At 43.6% G+C, this 19,228-nt stretch carries 10 protein-coding genes; 1 reads left to right on the top strand and 9 read right to left on the bottom strand.

The features are described 5' to 3' along the window. Nucleotides 1-21: 21 nt before the first annotated feature. The 3 genes from AB3G73_RS20480 to AB3G73_RS20470 all read right to left on the bottom strand — a co-directional run bounded on the left by AB3G73_RS20480 (nt 22) and on the right by AB3G73_RS20470 (nt 5,361). On the bottom strand, nt 22-3,426 hold the full coding sequence (locus tag AB3G73_RS20480; RefSeq protein ID WP_195649297.1) for a SusC/RagA family TonB-linked outer membrane protein: 3,405 nt from the start codon (nt 3,424-3,426) through the stop codon (nt 22-24). A gap of 10 nt (nt 3,427-3,436) precedes the next feature. Beyond that, on the bottom strand, nt 3,437-4,543 hold the full coding sequence (locus AB3G73_RS20475) for a FecR family protein (RefSeq protein ID WP_148363942.1): 1,107 nt from the start codon (nt 4,541-4,543) through the stop codon (nt 3,437-3,439). 248 nt (nt 4,544-4,791) lie between these two features. Further along, a complete protein-coding gene (locus tag AB3G73_RS20470; protein WP_148363943.1) occupies nt 4,792-5,361 on the bottom strand; it encodes an RNA polymerase sigma-70 factor in 570 nt (189 codons plus the stop codon). A gap of 787 nt (nt 5,362-6,148) precedes the next feature. Here AB3G73_RS20470 and AB3G73_RS20465 point away from each other — a divergent pair. Next, nucleotides 6,149-8,233, top strand: a complete 2,085-nt coding sequence (locus AB3G73_RS20465; RefSeq protein ID WP_367745534.1) for a BT4734/BF3469 family protein — start codon at nt 6,149-6,151, stop codon at nt 8,231-8,233. A gap of 200 nt (nt 8,234-8,433) precedes the next feature. Here the strand turns inward: AB3G73_RS20465 and AB3G73_RS20460 are convergent, their stop codons facing one another. The 6 genes from AB3G73_RS20460 to AB3G73_RS20435 all read right to left on the bottom strand — a co-directional run bounded on the left by AB3G73_RS20460 (nt 8,434) and on the right by AB3G73_RS20435 (nt 19,169). After that, nucleotides 8,434-10,743 (bottom strand): glycoside hydrolase family 3 N-terminal domain-containing protein, encoded by a 2,310-nt coding sequence (locus AB3G73_RS20460; protein ID WP_367745722.1) that lies wholly within the window; start codon nt 10,741-10,743, stop codon nt 8,434-8,436. Between the two features lie 171 nt (nt 10,744-10,914). Next, entirely contained in the window at nt 10,915-12,129 is a 1,215-nt protein-coding gene (locus AB3G73_RS20455) for a DUF1735 and LamG domain-containing protein (protein ID WP_367745533.1), read from the bottom strand. Between the two features lie 11 nt (nt 12,130-12,140). Beyond that, nucleotides 12,141-13,112 (bottom strand): DUF1735 domain-containing protein, encoded by a 972-nt coding sequence (locus AB3G73_RS20450; RefSeq protein ID WP_367745532.1) that lies wholly within the window; start codon nt 13,110-13,112, stop codon nt 12,141-12,143. A 24-nt stretch (nt 13,113-13,136) separates the two neighbouring features. Continuing rightward, a complete protein-coding gene (locus tag AB3G73_RS20445; protein WP_367745530.1) occupies nt 13,137-14,141 on the bottom strand; it encodes a glycoside hydrolase family 18 in 1,005 nt (334 codons plus the stop codon). A gap of 51 nt (nt 14,142-14,192) precedes the next feature. Then, nucleotides 14,193-15,794, bottom strand: coding sequence for a SusD/RagB family nutrient-binding outer membrane lipoprotein (locus AB3G73_RS20440; protein ID WP_217722899.1), 1,602 nt, complete (start codon nt 15,792-15,794; stop codon nt 14,193-14,195). A 12-nt stretch (nt 15,795-15,806) separates the two neighbouring features. Then, entirely contained in the window at nt 15,807-19,169 is a 3,363-nt protein-coding gene (locus AB3G73_RS20435) for a SusC/RagA family TonB-linked outer membrane protein (RefSeq protein WP_217722898.1), read from the bottom strand. Between the last annotated feature and the right edge of the window lie 59 nt (nt 19,170-19,228).

Genomic DNA, 19,228 nt, shown 5'->3' with positions numbered 1-19,228 from the left:
TCTTTTCTTATTTAATTTGAACTAAAAAGCAAAGGAAAGAGTACCTCTGATGCCTCTGGCATAAGGATAACCAGTTCCACGTTCACGTTTGACGGATGAGATATAAAGTAAGTCGGACATATTGATTCCGAATATCAAATAACTAAATCTGGTAGCTTTCTGAAAGGCGGCAGAGTCCCAACGATATTGTATATCAAGTGATTGCAATTCAAAAACATTGTCGTCCATCACATAACGAGACGTGGCACGAGTGGCTTGGTTTGAGAATCCCTTGAAGAAGGTCAAATCACCTTCTTTGATCCATCTTTGACTTAATACGCGTGAGTCTACATTTTGTGAAGCAATGGTGTAGGTACTCACTTCCACTTTATCGAGTAATGTTTGATTATAGACTTTTCCACCCCAATGATAAGCAAATGAGAGATTAACGCTCAACCCTTTCCAACTGACCATCGTCCCGGCTATGCCCCGATAGAGTGGTTCACCGGAACCAAGATACACTTTATCCGACGGATTCCATGTGCTAGTGATCTTCCCATTTTTATCCAAAAAGATTTCTTTACCCGAGCTGGGATCAATGCCCAATGATCGCACGGCATAGATACCGTTTTGCGGGCGTCCTTCATAGAAAAGACTGCTTACATCTACATTTTGTTTCAAGTATTCTTCATTTTGAGCTTTGATAGCTTCGGATACCTTGACAATACGGTTCTTGTTGTATACCAATTGGGCGCGTCCTGACCATGAAAAGTGATGCGCAGGATTACGGAGTATGATACCGTTCAATCCTATTTCGAACCCGTTATTTTTCACCTCCCCCACATTGGCGGCATACGAAGAAAAGCCCATTGAAAGAGGAATATTCATAGAAGACAGCAGATTGTTGGTCTGTTTCACATAGTAATCGAAGGTTCCTGAAAATCTTCCGTTCCACAGACCGACCTCAAGACCGACATTGTATTGAGCCGTCTTTTGCCATGTCAGGTCGGGATTTCCTAAACCAACGAGGTAAGCTCCCGTCCAGTTCAGGTATTTGTTGTTGGTTACATACTTGTAGGAGGTCTCCGTCGCCAGACTTGAGAAATTCATGGAACCGGTTTCTCCATAGGAGGCTTTTAAACGCAGTTGGGTGAGCACATCGTTTTCTTTCAGAAATGACTCATGATGCAGGTTCCATCCGATACCGGTACTCCAGAAAGGAGCGTACTTCTTGTCGGTCCCATAATTGGAACTTCCGTCCATACGCAGAGATAAATCGAGGAAATAACGGTTGTCATAAGTGTAGTTCACATTGGCTGTCAGACCAATGCGGCGATTGGTGCTTTTAGAACCTGAAGGAGTCGCGTCTTTCTTATATTGCAATGCATTGTTTATGTAATTCATATTCTCATTGCTGAAGCCTTCCGCTTCAAATCCATACGAGTGTGACTTATATTCGGTAATGGAATAGTCCAGACCTGTATATAACTGATGTTTGTCGGCAATAATTTTGGTATAAGACAGGGTGAGGGCACCATCGTAATTCTGGTTCTCTCCTGTACCGTAGCGGTAAAGTCCCCGGCGAAAATATCCACTGGCGCTCTTGTATTCATCGGTATTGAATTTGGAATGTTCTGCCGGCAAAAAATAATCACTGGAGTGTGTCTGACCGCTGATTCCTAATTGTCCACGTAATTTCAGACCGTCAAAGATATTCCATTCAATAGAGAAATTATTGCTTATATCCTGATATTTACTTTTATCAAATGAGTTGAGAGTCGCGTCATAAAGCGGATTCTGCGTCCTTGAGTTCGGATTGGCATAGAAGTCGTCGAAATAACGCACAATATTACCATTCTCATCATAGGGAGCATTGTAAGGTTGTTGATTGGCATAATTGCTGAATGAACCGTAATTACTTTCCCTACTGTTAGTTATCCCTATGTTGGTCTGATTTTTGAAAATAAGATTCTTAATGGAATACATTAAGGTAATGCTTCCATTGAAAACTTTACGTGAAGAACCTTTCATAGCTCCTTGCGTGTCGTTATAGTCAGCGGAAGTGCTCCAGCGAAATTCTTCATTGCCGCCTTCCATTCGCAGATTATAACGCTGCCCGACTCCTGTACGTAGCGGTTTGCTCAACCAGTCAGTGTCTACACCGGAAAGGACTTTTCGTAAACGTCCGTTGTAGATTTCCTGTCGCTCTATCGTTGTCGTAGGATAACCTTCCAATACATAAAGTCCCGTCAGGCGTTCCAGCTCTAGTTTGTCTGCGGCATGCAGCAGATCGTATGAAGTAAGATCGGGCATTTCGAGGTTGAGTCCTATCGTACCTGTCACTTTCAGCCGACCGGAAACCGGGCGTTTTGAAACGATTACAATGACTCCGTTGGCTCCGCGTGAGCCATACAAGGCTGTAGCCGATGCGTCTTTCAAGATATTGATGGATTCGATATCATTGTCATTATAGTCCATCAGTTTGGTGAGTGAAATCTCAAAACCATCCATGATGATCAGCGGAGTATTGACTTCTCCCTTTACACCTTCGTTAAATTCCTTTACGCTCATAGGCAGGGAGGAGGTACCGCGGATATTGATATTGGGCAGGTTGTTAGGGTTACTACCCGAAATATTATCGACAGCCAGATTGATGGAAGCGTCTACATTGCGTAATGTTTGCAGCATATTCTGTCCCTTGTACATTTTCAGTTGTTCAGAAGTGATGGTAGAGACAGCTCCTGTAAAACTCTCTTTCGGTTTTTGGAAAATACCGGTTACGACAACCGCTTCCAATTCGGTTTTATTATCAGCTTTGAGCGATACATCCAGTTTATTCCCTCCTTTATAGGTGATTTCCTGAGCTTCCATTCCGATATAGCTGAATTGCAATACGGCATTGGGTTCCGCTTCTATTTCGTACACTCCATTGATATCCGCTACACTGCCGATGTTAGTCCCTTTTATGCGGACACTCGCTCCGACTAGAGGCTCTCCTTGCTGGTCATAGATTCGCCCTGTCACTTTTTGTTTCTGCAGCCTTGCCCCCGACGGAACAGGGGTTTTCTGACTTTGCGTTTCCAGACCGACAGTCACCATGTTCCCGTTTCTTTTGAAAGTGAATCCTTTCTTTCCGAAGACCAAGTTCAGCAGTTTCTCTATCGGTTCGTTCTTTACCGAAATGCTGATAGGTTCCATAGCAGCCATCTGCTTCGTGTTGTACACAAAATCCAATCCGGTCTGTTGATGCACAGCATCAAAAAATTGTTTGACTGTCGCTCTTTTCAAATTTAGAGTCACCGTCCTTTCCTTATCCCATGACCAATCCGTCTCATGCACGTCTGTTTTCACCTCCCGTGCACATACGCTTGTCGGTTGACATAATAAAAGTCCTGAAACTAATGTAGCTATCCACATTAGCTTCTTCTTTCTCGCTGTTTTTTTCATTGTGTATTCTTTAATATTTATTCATAACGGTTATTTGGTGCTCGTCTATGTGGAATTTGACGCTAGACGTTGCTTCAATCGCGTTCAAAAGAATGTTGACGTTCTCGTAGCGTCCCACGCTACCGGTGAAATGTATTTTAGAGAGAGCCTCATCTTCGAATTGTACGTTCATGTCATACCAAAGTGAAAGGTTTTCCATGATTTCTCCCAATGATTGATCGTCAAAGACAAAACGGGAGCGATGCCATGCCACGTAAGCCTCAAAGCTTTCGGGAGCAGTAATTGAAATTGTAGAGTGAACTCGATCCCAAACAGCCACATCGCCGGCATTGAGCATTCTTACATCTTCATCGGGAGAAATCATTCCGATGGAACCTTCTTCCAAAACAATCATCGTATTTTGGGGAGAACGCGCGTTGATGCTGAATTTTGTTCCATATTGCCGTACGGTCACTCCATTCACTTTCACCATGAAAGGACGTTTCGGATCTTTGGCTACCTCAAAATAGGCCTCTCCGGTAAGCTCTACGGTTCGATTGTCCGCTTCAAAACAGACCGGATAAGAAAGGGTGGATTGTGAATTCAGGTGTATCCGGGTTCCGTCTTCCAGAATGACACGATATTCGCCTCCGCGCGGTGTTTCCAAAAGGTTGTTCTGGTGTATGTCTTGTCGGGAAGAAGTTTGGTGGTAATCCAGAATGCCTTGTTTCTCAGCAACCATATCCAGCCGGTTCAAGCGTATCCATTCAAATTCCTTAGAGTTTCCCAACTCAATCTTGGTAGTTGGGTCGAGATAAAGAATCGCCTTTGAGGTGCCCGGTTCTATTTGTATCTCTTTGTCCGAGCGCAGTCCGAGATATAGGCTGAATGCTACTAGCACAGGGATCGTCCAGCAAGCCGCTTGCACAAGCACGTGTTTCCAACCGGATTGCCGGACGCTGAAATTCCGATGGGAGCGCTTATATTCTTGATATCGTTCGCTATAGTTTCTCTTTTTAAGTTTTTCCAAATAAAGAGCATTGTTCGGAGATTCTTTCATCCACAAGTCCAATAACTGTCGTTCTTTTGTGCTAAGTATTCCTAAGATATACTTAACTAAAAGTTCTTTTTTTCTCATGTTGACTATCGTTTTATTATTAAAACGACAAACTTCCTTAAATTGGGTACAAGAATTTAAAAAAAAATGAAGAATGGTGATGTTTTTTAGGTTTATCCGGCAATCATCTGATAGTCATTGAGTAATACAGAGACTTTCCATCAGTAAAGACATGGAATCAGGGTTCCAGTGCAATCCGCTATTGTTCAGATAACTAGAAGAAAACTGAAAGACCTGAAAGACAACGATGTATAGCTGTCAGTTGCTTCTTAAATGGAGCAGAGTAATTTAAAAAAGATAAAAGTAAATGAAATATTGGGAGAAGACTGGCTTTGAAAATGTTCTCTTAGAAATTTCATGGCGCGTTTCTTTTGTGTCCGTACGGTATCAATCGAAAGGGAGAGTTTATCAGCAATCTCTGTGCTGCTTAATCCGTCCAGATGCAATAAAAAGATTTCCCGACAACGTTTGGGCAGGCAGTCGATTGTCTTAAAAAGGAGCTCCATTACTTCTTTGTCGAACTGTTCATCAATCACATCTTCTTGGGATGTTTTTTCCATATACGCTTCTGCATAACGGGTCTCTACATCCAAATGCTTCAAATAGTCGAGAGAAAGATTTTTGACTGAAGCAAACAGATAAGAACGCAAAGCCACCTCCGAGAAAAAGTCATGGTCTTTTTCCCATAGTCTTATGAATGCTTCTTGTACTAAATCTTGCGCAATATCCTCCCGCATAACATAACTCTTGGCGAATGCCAATAAAGAGTCATGATATTCGTTGTATATATCTTTTATATTTTTATGCAGGATATCGGCGTTGATGTGAGAAGTATCCATTTTATTATGACTTAGACCGCAAATTAACATATATTTCAACACATATCCAAATGAATGCTGCATATTCTTCTTTTGCAATCTTCCGTTCGGTATGTTGGGGAGAATTTGTGGCAGGCATTGTCCTATTGGCTATTTCGTTTCCCGGGGGAAGGTAATATCCTGCAGGTGAGTAAAAAAGTTGCTGGAAGCTAAGAAATTCGCCGGTATAATCATGAAACAGGTGAATCTTATTACGTAGAGGATGTGGAGACATGGATGATAACTTCAACAATCACAAATAATACTATTATACTTCCTAAAACCGGATATTATGATAGCAATGAAGAAACTGAGTCAGATAGAAGTAGCACCATAAGTATCTTTCACTTAACAAGTAGGTATTGTTCGGCTAGAGTAACGGTATCTTTACCTTCCCACGGCCGTGGTGACTTCTTCCCACAGCCGTGACAAGTTCCTACCACGGCCGTGGGAAGATCTCGTCACGGCCGTGACGAACTAAAGATACCAACACTTTAGCGGAACTATACCGGCAGGTGAATGGAAGTATACCTGCTTCTTATCATAACAATACACGGTAGACAGCACATCCATACCCACTTTCCAATGTATCAGTCCCAGCATCATTAGTTCCGAACGTCATTAGTTGCAAATTAAAAAAAAACTGAATTAAGAAAGTCTATTCTTTATCATGATAAATCCTAAATAGTTTGTTTTACAAGCACCTTATCCGTACCTTTGAAACCTATAACAAACACTTACAGGTCTATAAAATTCAAGATAAAAAGAAATGAAGATTACACAAATCAGGGAAAACGGAGATACGGAAGCACTAAGCGTGATGGACATTGACCTGCTGATAGAGAAAATGAAGAAAGAAACCAAGCTCCGCCCGGTATCCGGACTACGTCAGGCCCTGCATTTTGTTCTGCCCGATGAACCTTGTTCCCTCGCCAGCAAACTACCACGAGTGATTCCTGCCGCAGCTTTCGGGCGAGTGAACGGAGTGAAACGAATGAAAACCTACAATGGTATTGTAGAACTGACCATTGGTCCGTTAGCCGGAAAAGCAGAAGTGGATATTGTGAAGCAAAAGGCTGCCGAACTTCCCCAGACAATGTTGGCCTTCATGGGGGCAAGCGGTAAAAGTGTCAAGATATGGACTTGCTTCACCCGACCGGACGGCACTTTGCCACAAACAACGGAAGAGGCCGAAGTGTTCCAAGCGCATGCCTATCGCCTCGCCATCAAATGTTATCAGCCTCAACTCCCTTTCAACATTCTGCTAAAAGAGCCGAAACTGGAACAATTCTCACGTCTTAGCTATGATCCGGACCTGATTTATCGTTCCACCCCTGTCCCTTTCTATCTTTCACAACCTATCGGTATGCCCGGCGAGATGACTTATCATGAGAAATCGAGCTCTGAAACATCTCCATTGAATCGTGCCTTGCCGGGATATGATACGGAAGATACTGTAGCATTACTCTATGAAGCGGCATTGCGGAAAACATTCGAAGAAATGGAAACAGATTGGCACCGGAACGATCATGATTTGCAAACTTTAGTAGTCCCGCTTGCCGAAAACTGCTACTATTCAGGCATCCCGGAAGAGGAGGCAACCAGACGCACCATCATGCGTTATTACAAAAGAAAAAATCCGATGCTGGTACGCGAAATGATAAGAAACGTGTATAAGGAATGTAAGGGAGTGCCCAAAGACAACTGCCTGACTAAAGAGCAACGCCTTAGCCTGCAAATGGACGAATTTATGAATCGTCGTTATGAGTTTCGCTACAATACGCAGATCGGGGAGGTGGAATACCGGGAGCGTTTCTCATTTCAGTTCTATTTCCATCCCATCGACAAACGGGCGCAAAACAGTATTATGCTGGACGCCCAATCTGAAGGAATCGGGGTATGGGACAGGGATATAGACCGTTACTTACATTCCAACCGTGTGCCTATCTATAATCCATTGGAAGAATTTCTGTTTCATTTGCCGCATTGGGACGGTAAAGACCGCATTCATGCTTTGGCAAACAGGGTTCCTTGCAACAATCCACATTGGGAATTGCTTTTCCATCGTTGGTTCCTGAATATGGTTTCGCATTGGAGAGGGGTAGATAAAATGCACGCGAATAGTACATCACCCATATTAGTAGGGGCACAGGGAACTCATAAATCAACTTTCTGCCGTGAAATGATTCCGCCTGCACTTCGAGCTTACTATACGGACAGCATTGATTTCAGCCAGAAACGGGATGCGGAACTGTATCTGAATCGGTTCGCGCTCATCAACATTGATGAGTTCGACCAGATTACTCTGACGCAACAGGGATTTCTGAAACATATTCTCCAAAAGCCCGTGGTCAATCTTCGGAAACCGCATGGTCGCTCGGTACTTGAATTGCAACGATATGCTTCATTTATCGGCACAAGTAATCAGAAGGATTTGCTGACTGATCCTTCGGGAAGCCGTCGTTTTATCTGCATTGAAGTGACGGGAAACATCGACACTACACAACCAATAGATTATGAACAGCTTTATGCACAAGCCATGCACGAGATTTATCATGGTGAGCGTTATTGGTTTGATAGCGAAGATGAGCAGATTATGACTGAAAACAACCGTGAGTTTGAGCAAACACCGGCTATGCTGCAATTGTTTTATCAATATTTTAAGGCTGCGCAAACGAAAGAGGAAGGAGAATTTCTTACTCCGGTCGAAATTCTGAATTATCTGAAGAAAAAAAGCGGTATTTCATTGTCCGACAATAAAGTATATCACTTCGGGAGATTACTGCAAAAATGCGGAATTACCTCGAAACACACTTATAAAGGTACTGTTTATCAGGTAATAAAGGTATCATAAGAGATAAAAGTAAGGCTGACAATAAAAGTAGAGATATTTTATTGTCAGCCTATTATCAATGGTTATTGTCAGGTGATAGAGTACTGATATTCATCTACTTGAATAGAATTCTGACAGTATGACAATAAAATAGGTACAAATGATTATGAGATCTAACTTTGATATTTTTATTTCATAGATGAATAGAGGCGAAGTATCTCCTATTTTATCTCCATTTTCGTCTGTAATCTGATGTCATCAGAAGCAGCACCGATCATTACTTGGAAAGTTCCCGGTTCTACCACCCTTTTCAAATTCCGATCGACAAGTGCAAAATCCTCTTCGGACAGAACAAACTTCACTTCCTGTTCTTCTCCACACTTCAAAAAGAGGCGTGCAAAGTGTTTCAATTGCTTCAACGGTTGCACTACTGAAGCATATTCATCTCTCAAATAAAGTTGAACAACTTCTTCACCATCGTACTTTCCGGTGTTCCGGATTTTGCATGAAACTTCGAAAGAGTGTGGTGTCAGAGCTGACAGATGTAAATCTGAATATTCAAAAGTGGTATAGCTCAAACCATATCCGAAAGGATAAAGCGGAGCAGCAGACATTTCTACATAATCATGGCTTTGGGGGGCTTTCTTATTATAGTATACCGGAATCTGTCCGACGGAACGGGGCACAGAGAATGGTAATCGTCCTGCCGGATTAAATTCACCGAATAAAACATCAGCAATGGCATTTCCTCCCTCTTGTCCCGGGTAATAGGCCGTCAGCAGTGCATCAGCATTTTCAGATGCCCAGTTTTTATCCAAAGGACGCCCTTCAATGTAAACTACTATTAATGGTTTTCCAGTAGCTTTCAAGGCTTTGAGCAATTCCTGCTGTTTTCCTAATAAAGAAAGCGTTGCCCGGTCGAATCCTTCACCACATTCCATATCGCTGATTGTCTTTTCATCAGCAATGGCCGCACCTGTTTCTTTATAACTGGTTTTGAAATCACGGGCACTGGAACCACCTACCACAGCGATAATGACTTCGGAACGCCGGGCGGCTGCAACGGCCTGTTCAATATCAGATGCCACAGTATCACGAATGGAACAACCTTTCACATATTCCACCTGTGAGGAAGTAAGTTTTGTTCTGATTCCATCCAGTACGGTCTTTACATTCTCTTCTTCCTGCGGAGCGGTGTAATCTCCCAACATATTATAGCGGTTATCAGCATTAGGTCCGATCAGCGCAACTTTCACATGCCTGTTCAACGGAAGCAGAGAGTGCTCATTTTTCAACAAGGTGATCGAGGCTTGTGCCACTTGGCGTGCCAAAGTAACGTATTCTTTGCTACGAACTTCTTTCTTCGCTTTTCCGTAATCTACATAAGGATTTTCAAACAATCCCATTTCAAATTTCAATCGAAGTACACGGCTCACGGCTATATCAAGGATTTCTTTACTTATTTCCTTCCGGTTCACCGCATCCATAAGATTCATATAGGCATCGCCTCCGAGATCAATATCGACTCCGGCAGATAAGGCCATTACAGCCGCCTCTTTCATTGTAGAAGCAACAAAATGGCTTTGATGAATACCTTCGATACTGTATAGATCGGAAACGGCAACCCCTTTAAACTTCCATTCATCCCGCAAAAGTTCGGTCAGGAGATAATGATTGGCTGTACAAGGAATACCATCCATCGAATTATACGAAGTCATTACGGATAATGCTCCGGCATTGATAGCTTGTCTAAATGGCGGCAGAAAGTTTTCATGCAGTTCACGTATACCTGCAAAAGAGGGATTCCCGTTCTGTCCGCTTTCCGAGATACCGTAAGCGAGGAAGTGTTTGAGAGTAGCCAGCGTGCTGTATGGACGTGACAAATCACCACCACCTAATCCTTCCACCATCGCTTTTCCTATTTCCCCCGTCAATACAGGGTCTTCACCAAAAGTTTCTTCCACGCGAGACCAACGGGGATCACGGGCCAAATCAAGCACAGGTCCATAGCTGATATGTCCGCCTTGAAGACGTATCTCTTTACCGATTGCTTTACCTACCTCATTAATCAGTTGTGGTGACCAAGTTGCAGCCATCCCGATTCCGGTAGGAAAAACGGTTGTACCAATCGCCATGTGACCGTGGGGCGCTTCTTCTGCCAGGAATAAGGGGATTCCCAAACGGGTATTCTCCATCACGTACCTCTGTAAGGCATTTCCTGCCTTTGCAGCCAATGCGGGATTCAGTCCGGTTGCCAATGTTTTCTTTGTCCACGGATCGGCACGATAGGTTGCCCATAGCATTCCCGCATTTCTGTCTTTTATAAGTTGCTTGAATTTGTCAGAAGGAAGGACATCGTTGCCTTTGATTTCATACATCTCCCAACCCAAAGGACAAAGAAGTTGCCCGACTTTCTCTTCTAATGTCATACGGGATAGTAAATCCGCAACTCTTGTTTCTACGGGTAAAGTCGGATTTTTATAGGCTACTGCCGGAAGCTGCTGTGCAAAGGAATAAGAAATTCCTGTCATCATAGCCGTAAGCAATAGTGATTTACTGATTCTACTTAGCATAACTATTTTTTTAGATACGAATAAGCTATTTAAAAGAGAAGTCTGCCATCCCCCTCGCAATGCCTTACAGCAAAACCGATTCGACAGCAGACTTCATCGTATTAAAGAACAATCTCTATTTTACCTCTTTTAGAACGGACATTTCTGGTTGTCTACGTAGGTGATAGTTCCACCGGGCACTGCATTGTGGCCATGACCTGTCATATCAAGCACCGTACCATCATCCTGCGTTTCGCCATCAAAACGCCAGTAAGCAACAAGCCCTTCGCTAGTGGGGTCCACATAACAAACACCATCCTCAATCTGTGCGGATGTACGCGCCACATTCCATACGCGACATTCGCTTATGTAACCATCGAAGAAACGGGCATTACCTGCTGAACGGCCAATGGAAAATGCATCATTCCATGTATGACCATCATAAGCCATACTCAAGTTGATAGTTCCGCCATTCTTGGTCTCTACGAAATGGATTTGCTCACCGTCCAGATAAAGACGGAGATACTGACCGTCGTATACGGCAGCAAAGTGCAACCAATGTCCGGTAGGGAATTCTTTTTCTACCCACGATTCATAGTGGTCTTTCTTATCGGGATGAGATGCCGCACCGATGGAGCCTTTCACAAACTGCAACTTATTCACAGGATTACCGGCACCGTCACCAAAACGGAAAAGGAAGTTTTCTTCGCATCCGCATAATGAACTAATGCCACTGGCACTCTTTTCCTGCCCAACAGGGAAAGACTTAGGAAGTACTTTCATTTCCAATGTCATCTGCCCGAGTGCTTTCACCGGGCTATTTTCCTGATCACCAAACGAAGGAATATTGAAATATCCCCGGCGTGCCAAATAGGCGGCTTTAATTTCAATCACTTTGGTGAGCATGACATAAGCAGTGCGGGAACTCTCCATAACTTTCAGATCACTGTTTGATACGGAAGTTATAGTTACGGGAAGACAGTAAGATACACCTTCCTGTAATTTCTCGGAATCAGCAGTCACTTTGATTTGTGTAGACTGGTTTTGTCCGGCAGGAATTATCACTTCACCACCTTCAAAACTGTAGCTGCCTTCAGGAGGCATTTGACAGTTACGACCGGTAGAAGAGTTGAAAGATTCCAGTAATTGAGGAGCCACCTGTACGCCTACCGCCACGTCTGTTTCCGTTTTATCGGTGGAGGTCACGGTCAATCCTAAAGTAGACTGTCCCTCTACCAGAAATTTTACGTTCGATGAAGTCAGCGTACCGGTCATGTAAACGGCATCACTGTAATCCGGTTCGGTCTTGCAGCCTGATACACAGAGCAACAAAGCCAATAAAGATAAAAGTGTATATTTCTTCATGGTTTTAATTATTATTTAGCATAAACATTAAATACGCCACAGTTTACAGAATAAGAGGTTGTCTCCACACGAATATAACGTGCGGTCAACGGTGCATAGAACACGATAAACCTGGAACTATCGGTCACTTCGCCGGCACTCTTGAAGTTCGTACCGTCATCGCTGGTACTAATCTTTGCTCCAGCATTGATGGAATTATAGTCCCCCCAAGAACTGCCCCTGTACGCCACAATGGCATTAAAAGTATAAGATTTGCCCATATCGACTGTAAAAGCTGCCTTATAATTCGACCAATCGGAAATGGAAGCAGTAGATTGAGGATTTCCGTCGAACCATCTGTTAAGATTTGATCCGCTACCACTCAACACCTCCACACTCCATCCTGTCTGATCAGCTACCAACGTACCAGTAACATCGGCTTCAGTGGCCTCATGATTTACATTGTCTTCTGTCACGGTAATGGTCAGGAAAGAAGGTACTACCATATTGGTGCTCAATTCTGTATTAGGACCTTCTGCTGACACCAAGCGTAAAGGTATGATGTATCCCTTTTCGCTCTTAAGTGTAGAAAGCACGCTAACGTCATCTGTCAGTTTCACATGCACAGTGTCAGCAACGACCATTTCTCCGGCAGGGATAGTCATCTCGGCATTTTCCAGTACGATGGCTCCGGCAGGCATAGCTTCAAACTCGGTACCATGCTCTTCATTATAGGCAGCAATCAGAGAGTTGTCCACTTCCACTGCCACTTTAATGGTACCGTCTGCTTTCCTCGAGCATTTTACCGGCCATTTAAAATCCACGTTGCTGACCGTACTAATAGGAGTCTGCACAATCTTGTATGTTTTAGAGTTATCCAGTGTGTATACCCGGTTAAATGGATCGCCATAAACATCATAAGCCTCATCGTCACCACAAGCGGCAAGACCGATGCCACAGAGGGCGAACATACCTATATAAAATAGATTTTTTCTACTTTTCATTGTCATCTTTCATTAAAAGGTTAATTAATGGATAGCCGGATTCTGTATTTGAATACACTGACGGAACCGATAGTAAGGTTCAGGATTGTATTCATGTACATTATAGTCACGATGGATAAAGAATGCGCCAAAGCCACCTTTACGCTTGCCGTTCGCGGGCTTGTAGCGTGCCTGGTTGTACATAGACTGCATATCTCCCTGCCAGTTATCACCCATATTGCAACAGTACACCACTTTTTCATCAGGCCATCCGCCTGCTCCCGTACCACCGCCATAAGCTTGAAGGAAGCAATAGTTACTATACGGGATAAGGCTAGTCATGCTGGTACTGGTCTGGTCGATATTGAGCATTTTATCACAGATACCTTCCTGTGAAGCGATTTCTTTACCATAGCGTTCTTCGATGAGCTGTAAACGTTCTTCCTTAGTGATGTCCGGATTCGGTCCCATGTACTTTGCCATGTGTTTGTAAAAATATTCAAAGTTAGAGCCACTCAAGAAGTCACCTTCCGGCTCATAGTCCGCATCAAAACCGTCGAGATCGTTCAGAAATACCTGATCGAGGAAATATTCGGCATACATTTCAAAAGAACGATTGAGTGCGGCAGTCCGTTCTTCACCACTCGGCATTGCCTTCGCTTCATTGTAAGCCTGCTTGAAAGCATGGTCATCTGTTTCCGCATCGATACGGGTGATTGCCACACAAAGCATCTTGGTTCCTTTCACTTTCTGCACGAAGCGGATTTCTTCCCAAATCTCCGTATTTTCTGTTGCCGGAATGCCACCCCACATAGAGCAAATATCAAGGCTGTCAGGTAATCCCATAAAACGAACAGCGGCAGAGTTCTGCGCTCCATACTGTGCAAACCATCCGAAAGCAATTTCGTGCTCGCTCGCTTTGTAGTCGCGTAAGTTCTGGTAGTATTGGTCGTCGCAAGTCAGTGGTCGCTGAATGGTCAACGACTCTATGTCTGTATTACATGAGGCCATCATACCGCCCACAGTCAGTGCGGCCAATATGTATTTCATTGTTTTCATATTCTGATTACTTAGTTAGATTGTTCTACATTATATATCTGATCACCTTTTCACATCCCACCAAAGACGTGTGCCGGCAATATCCGTGCCTTTCAACAGGGAAACAGCAGCTTGTGTGTTCTCGCCATTGTCAGAATATTCCTTCGTAGGGAACTTCAAACGGCTGATAAGCTCTCCAGTGGCAACTTCTCCACCGGAAGCATTTGTGTTGATAGTCACAATGCCGGGATAACCAGTACGCCGCATCTCGCTCCACGCTTCTTGCCCGTCCGGGAAAAGAGCAATCCATTTCTGCACCATAATGCGCTCGAGTTTCTTATCAGGAGAAGCCGATTCATCCCACTTCACTGTCAAAGTCGAAACCATACGACTTACATCGGTATTACGTCCGTTTGTCGGATCAATGAATGAAGTTGATGGTACATTTACATCATTATCAAGATAACTCTCCGCACCGGAAGCACCTTTGGAAGAAAAAGAGGTCTTCACACCTTCTTCGTAATATTCCTTCACAGTCTTATCTCCCAAGTTTAAACGCAGTTTAGCTTCAGCCAAAAGGAAATATGTTTCAGCGGCATCCATCCAGAGGATAGAGCTAGCCTGTCCTACGTTCATGCTAGACGCTGCTTCAGACAAAGTGCCCTGACTACGGCTGGTTTGTCCATTACGGACTCCATGATATGCTCCATCTTTCTTCGCAACCTTGAAGTAAGATGCCAAACGCGGATCCTGTAAGCCTTTCAAATAACAATCCATAGTGGCACTCATTCGAAAATCATTGAAACTTTCAAATGCTTCCCACCACTCATTAATGAAAGAGAAGGATACAGACTGTTTCAAAACGGCATTGTCACTAACGGAAGTCATTAACCCGATAGTATGATCTATTGCTGCTTTAGCTTCATCCAGGGCCTTTGTCTGATCCACATAAGAAATACGCATTGCCAGACGGAGACGGAGAGTATTAGCAAACTTTATCCAATTCGCCACATTACCATTGTAAATATAGTCATAGTCTTCCAAGTAAGGCTCGGAAGTACGACTGTTGTAGCTGGTGAGCACCTCAATGGCATTTGACAATTCTTCAAAGAAACGATAATATACATCCTTTTGGCTATCGTAGGCTACTTGAATGCCGGTACCAAACTTTGAATAAGGGATGGGACCATACTTATCTGTAATACGACTCATACCGAACACCTTGACAATAGTAGCCATAGCGCGTGCGGGGGATGTTTCACTAGTACAATCCACGACTTTCCGCCATGGCTGCATCACCTCTGTATAAGCGGTGCTAAACGGAGAGTTGTACCACTGCGGATAGAGTTTGTAACAATCGTTGTCCTGCTCTCCGGCATAGTTCCATGTTTTAATAGGAGCACAGTAGCTGGCAAAAATATCACCGGTCAGCATTTGAGTCTCCTCAAACAAGCCACCTTTGTCTTTACCTACTACGAAAATACCTCTTTCCATCTGCGTGAAATAGGCTCCCGTCAGGAGATTATCGCGTTCCATCTGCTCGGGAGTTACTTCATTCGGATTGATATTCCAACTTTCATAATGGTCGGTACAAGCGGTAAACAACAAGCCTCCGGCAAGCAACACACCATTGAACACTTTCATGCATTTTAATATATGTTTCATCTTATCGATTCTTTAGAAATTGAGTTTAACAGAGAAACCTAAATTGCGTAAGCTCGGCAACATAAAGTAGTCCATTCCGCTGAAATGCGTGCCTGTACTTGCCGTCAGTTCAGGGTCGAAAGGAGCTTTGCAATAGAACATCAGCAGGTTACGTCCCGTGAAGGCTACATTCATGCCCTGTATCCAAGGAACCCACTTCTGAACAGGGATATCATAACCGAGAGACAACTCTGCAAGGCGAACGTTTGTCGCACTATAAACATACATAGAGCCGACACCACTTCCTACAGTACTATAATACTTCTGTACAGCGGGTACTTTATAACCGTCAATCAGCACATAGCCCAAGTCGCGTGCCTCAGCAGTAGCTGTAGAAACACCGTAAGCATCCATCATCGCCTGTGTCTGTGAGACAACAATACCACCAATACGTGCATTAACCAGACAGCTCAATGTCAAACCCTTCCATGAGAATGAGTTGCGCCATCCCATCATATACTTAGCTTGCGAGTTACCGGCATAAATCCATCCGTCCTGGCGTTCGCCCGCCTTGTTGTCTATAGCTACTGTATTGTTGACATAGTCTACGTCAATATATCCATGGGAGTCGGTGCGAAGTGCAGTCACGTACAAGTCACCAATAGAGCCACCTTCAAAGAGACGCGAATTCACAATTTCCAATCCGCCCAAATCCATCATATCCTGTTTGACAATTTCTCCACTCGATAAAGTAGTCGGTTTCAACAGTTTTTTAATCTTATTGCGATTGATGGTATAAGTAAACGTAGAGTTCCATTTTACCGGTCCGAGCGGTTGGTTTAATGTCAGACTTGCCTCGATACCTTTGTTATCCACTTGTCCGCCATTGATATAAATAGAAGAATAACCGGAAGAAGCGGAAATCGATGGGTTGAATAATTGGTTGTAAGTAGATGTCTTATAGAGAGAAACGTTCAGCTCCAATCTATCATTCCAAAGATGAGACTGCAAACCGACTTCCCAAGCCTTGGTACGCTCCGGCTTGATATCCGTATTGGGATATGTGGTAGCCGTGACGGGAGAAGCCGATTCGTATGGGTAAGTCTGATAAGCGATGTAGCGTGTAGGAGCATTACCTACCTCACTGTATGAGCCGCGTACCTTCAAGAAGGTGAGCACATTGTTCTTGATGGGTAGTAACTCTGTCAAGATAGCAGAAACACCCACCGACGGGTAAGCAACCGACTTCGTATCGGTCCATGCCAAAGCAGATGACCAGTCAACACGTCCTGTTACGTCCAAGTAAAGTTTGCTCTTCCAACCCAGCTGTGCTGTAGCAAAGATGGATTGCGTCTGGTCATGATAACCATCCTGCTGGAATTTCACGGCAGACTGCATCAGGTTGAGCATTGTAAATCCGTCTGCCACAGAATTCAAGCTACCTCCCACATCGTAATACTGGTAGTTGACATCCTGAATACTGGTACCTAGTGTAGCGGTCAGCGAGAAGTCACCGAAATATTTGTCGATATTCAGCATCACATCGCCATAAAGTTGACGAGTGGATGCATCACCTTTATAATATCCTCCAAATTTCTGGCAGAAAATATTATCGGTAGATGCAGCGTATTTCTTTTCGTACAGAGCCGACGTATAATCCATTTTGGCACGCGCACCTAATGTAATGCCTTTCATGATTTCGAAACTCAAACCTCCACTCATGAGGAAACGGTTCTTGTGATTGATAAAATTGTCGCGATTGACAATCCAATAGGGGTTCTGCATGGCAATACCCTGATTACCCCAAGGCCAGTATTGTGTTTTGAAGTTACGGGCTTCGTTGTACATTTCAAACTGCTGAAGCATTTCCAAACTATAGCTCGGCGACATCAGATAGATAGGAACAATCGGATTGAAATACTGTCCCTGTGACACCATGTTCTGTTCACGCACATTCATATAGCTTGCGCTTAGGTCGAGACGCAGACGATCATTGAGCATGCTAGTCGTATTACGGATAGTGAAATTGTAGCGATCCAACGTGTTGTTCGGAACAATACCTGCCGCATTGGTAGCAGCCATAGAAAGGAATATCTGGTTCTTCTCATTACCATTACTGATGGTTAAAGAGTTGGTTTCGTTCCATCCGGTCTGATAGAAGTCCAACGGATCGTAACTGCTGGCTTGTCCCAATTTCTGTCCCCAGCTTCTTATTTCTCCCGTAGTTGCACCATAAGTGTTTTGAAATTCCGGAGTTACAAACGGATTGAAGAATGAGGTATTATTGGCATAGTTGACACGAAGCTTATCTTTCGATCCTTTCTTTGTGGTAATCATGATAACACCGTTGGCGGCATCACTACCATAGAGTGCGGAAGCGGCAGCACCACTCAACACAGACATAGTTTCAATATCTTCGGGGTTAATCATGGAAGCACCGTCACCGGATTGGCCCATACCGGTCATAAAGTCGTCCGGTTGTGTTGTTTCCAACGAAGGCATCGGAATACCATCGATTACATACAGGGCGTTATTATTCCCGGATAGAGATTTCGCACCACGCATCACCACCTTAGCTCCACCACCGATACCGGATGAGCTGGAGTTGATGACAACACCTGCTATCTTACCGGACAAGCTATTTACGAAATTGGCATCCTTGACGCCGACAATTTCACTGGCAGAAACTTCTTGGACATTATAAGAAAGTGCTTTCGCCTCTTTACGAATACCAAGAGCGGTAACCACCACTTCGTTCAACACTTGCGAATCATCTTCCAAGGTGACATTCAATACCGGACCGGAGACAGGCAATTCCTTTTTCTGATAACCCACATATGAGAATAGCAATACCGGGCTGGCAGTCTGTGTGGTCAATGTATAGTTTCCGTCAAGATCGGTCACTGTTCCGTTAGTGGTTCCTTTCTCCATAATAGAGACCCCAATCAGCGGTTCGCCATTCTTGTCTTTTACCGTACCTGCAACGGGTTTTGTTTTTTGTTGAGTTACTTTCGTTTCTTTAGCCGTCAGTACAATCTTATTATCCAATATTTTATATTCGACATTTGTACCTGCAAAGACCTGTTCCAACACCTGAAAAATATTCTTCTCGGAAGCTGAAACCGATACCCGGCGATTAAGGTTAAGATTCTTGCTATTTATAAAAAAGCTGAATCCAGATTCACGTTCAATCTTGTGCAGCACTTCTTCTATAGTACAATCGTTAACCCGTAAAGTGATAGAAGTTTTTTGCGCATATCCATCTGATGCATACGCTAGTCCGGCTGAACAAATAAGGAGTATAAATAGTAATTTCATAGCCAATGATATTTCCTTTAAGGTCCGTCTAATAGACTTTAATCCTCCAAGAAATTGGACGATACAATAATTTTGCATAAATTTGTAACGAGTTTAATTAGAAAATTGGTAGTTATACTTGTCGGGAAACAAGTAGG

This window comes from Bacteroides sp. L008 (genome assembly GCF_040812255.1).
In the GTDB taxonomy this organism is placed as follows: Bacteria; Bacteroidota; Bacteroidia; order Bacteroidales; family Bacteroidaceae; genus Bacteroides; species Bacteroides vicugnae.
Note: the sequence above shows the minus strand (reverse complement) of the source record. Positions and strands in the feature narration are given on the sequence as shown.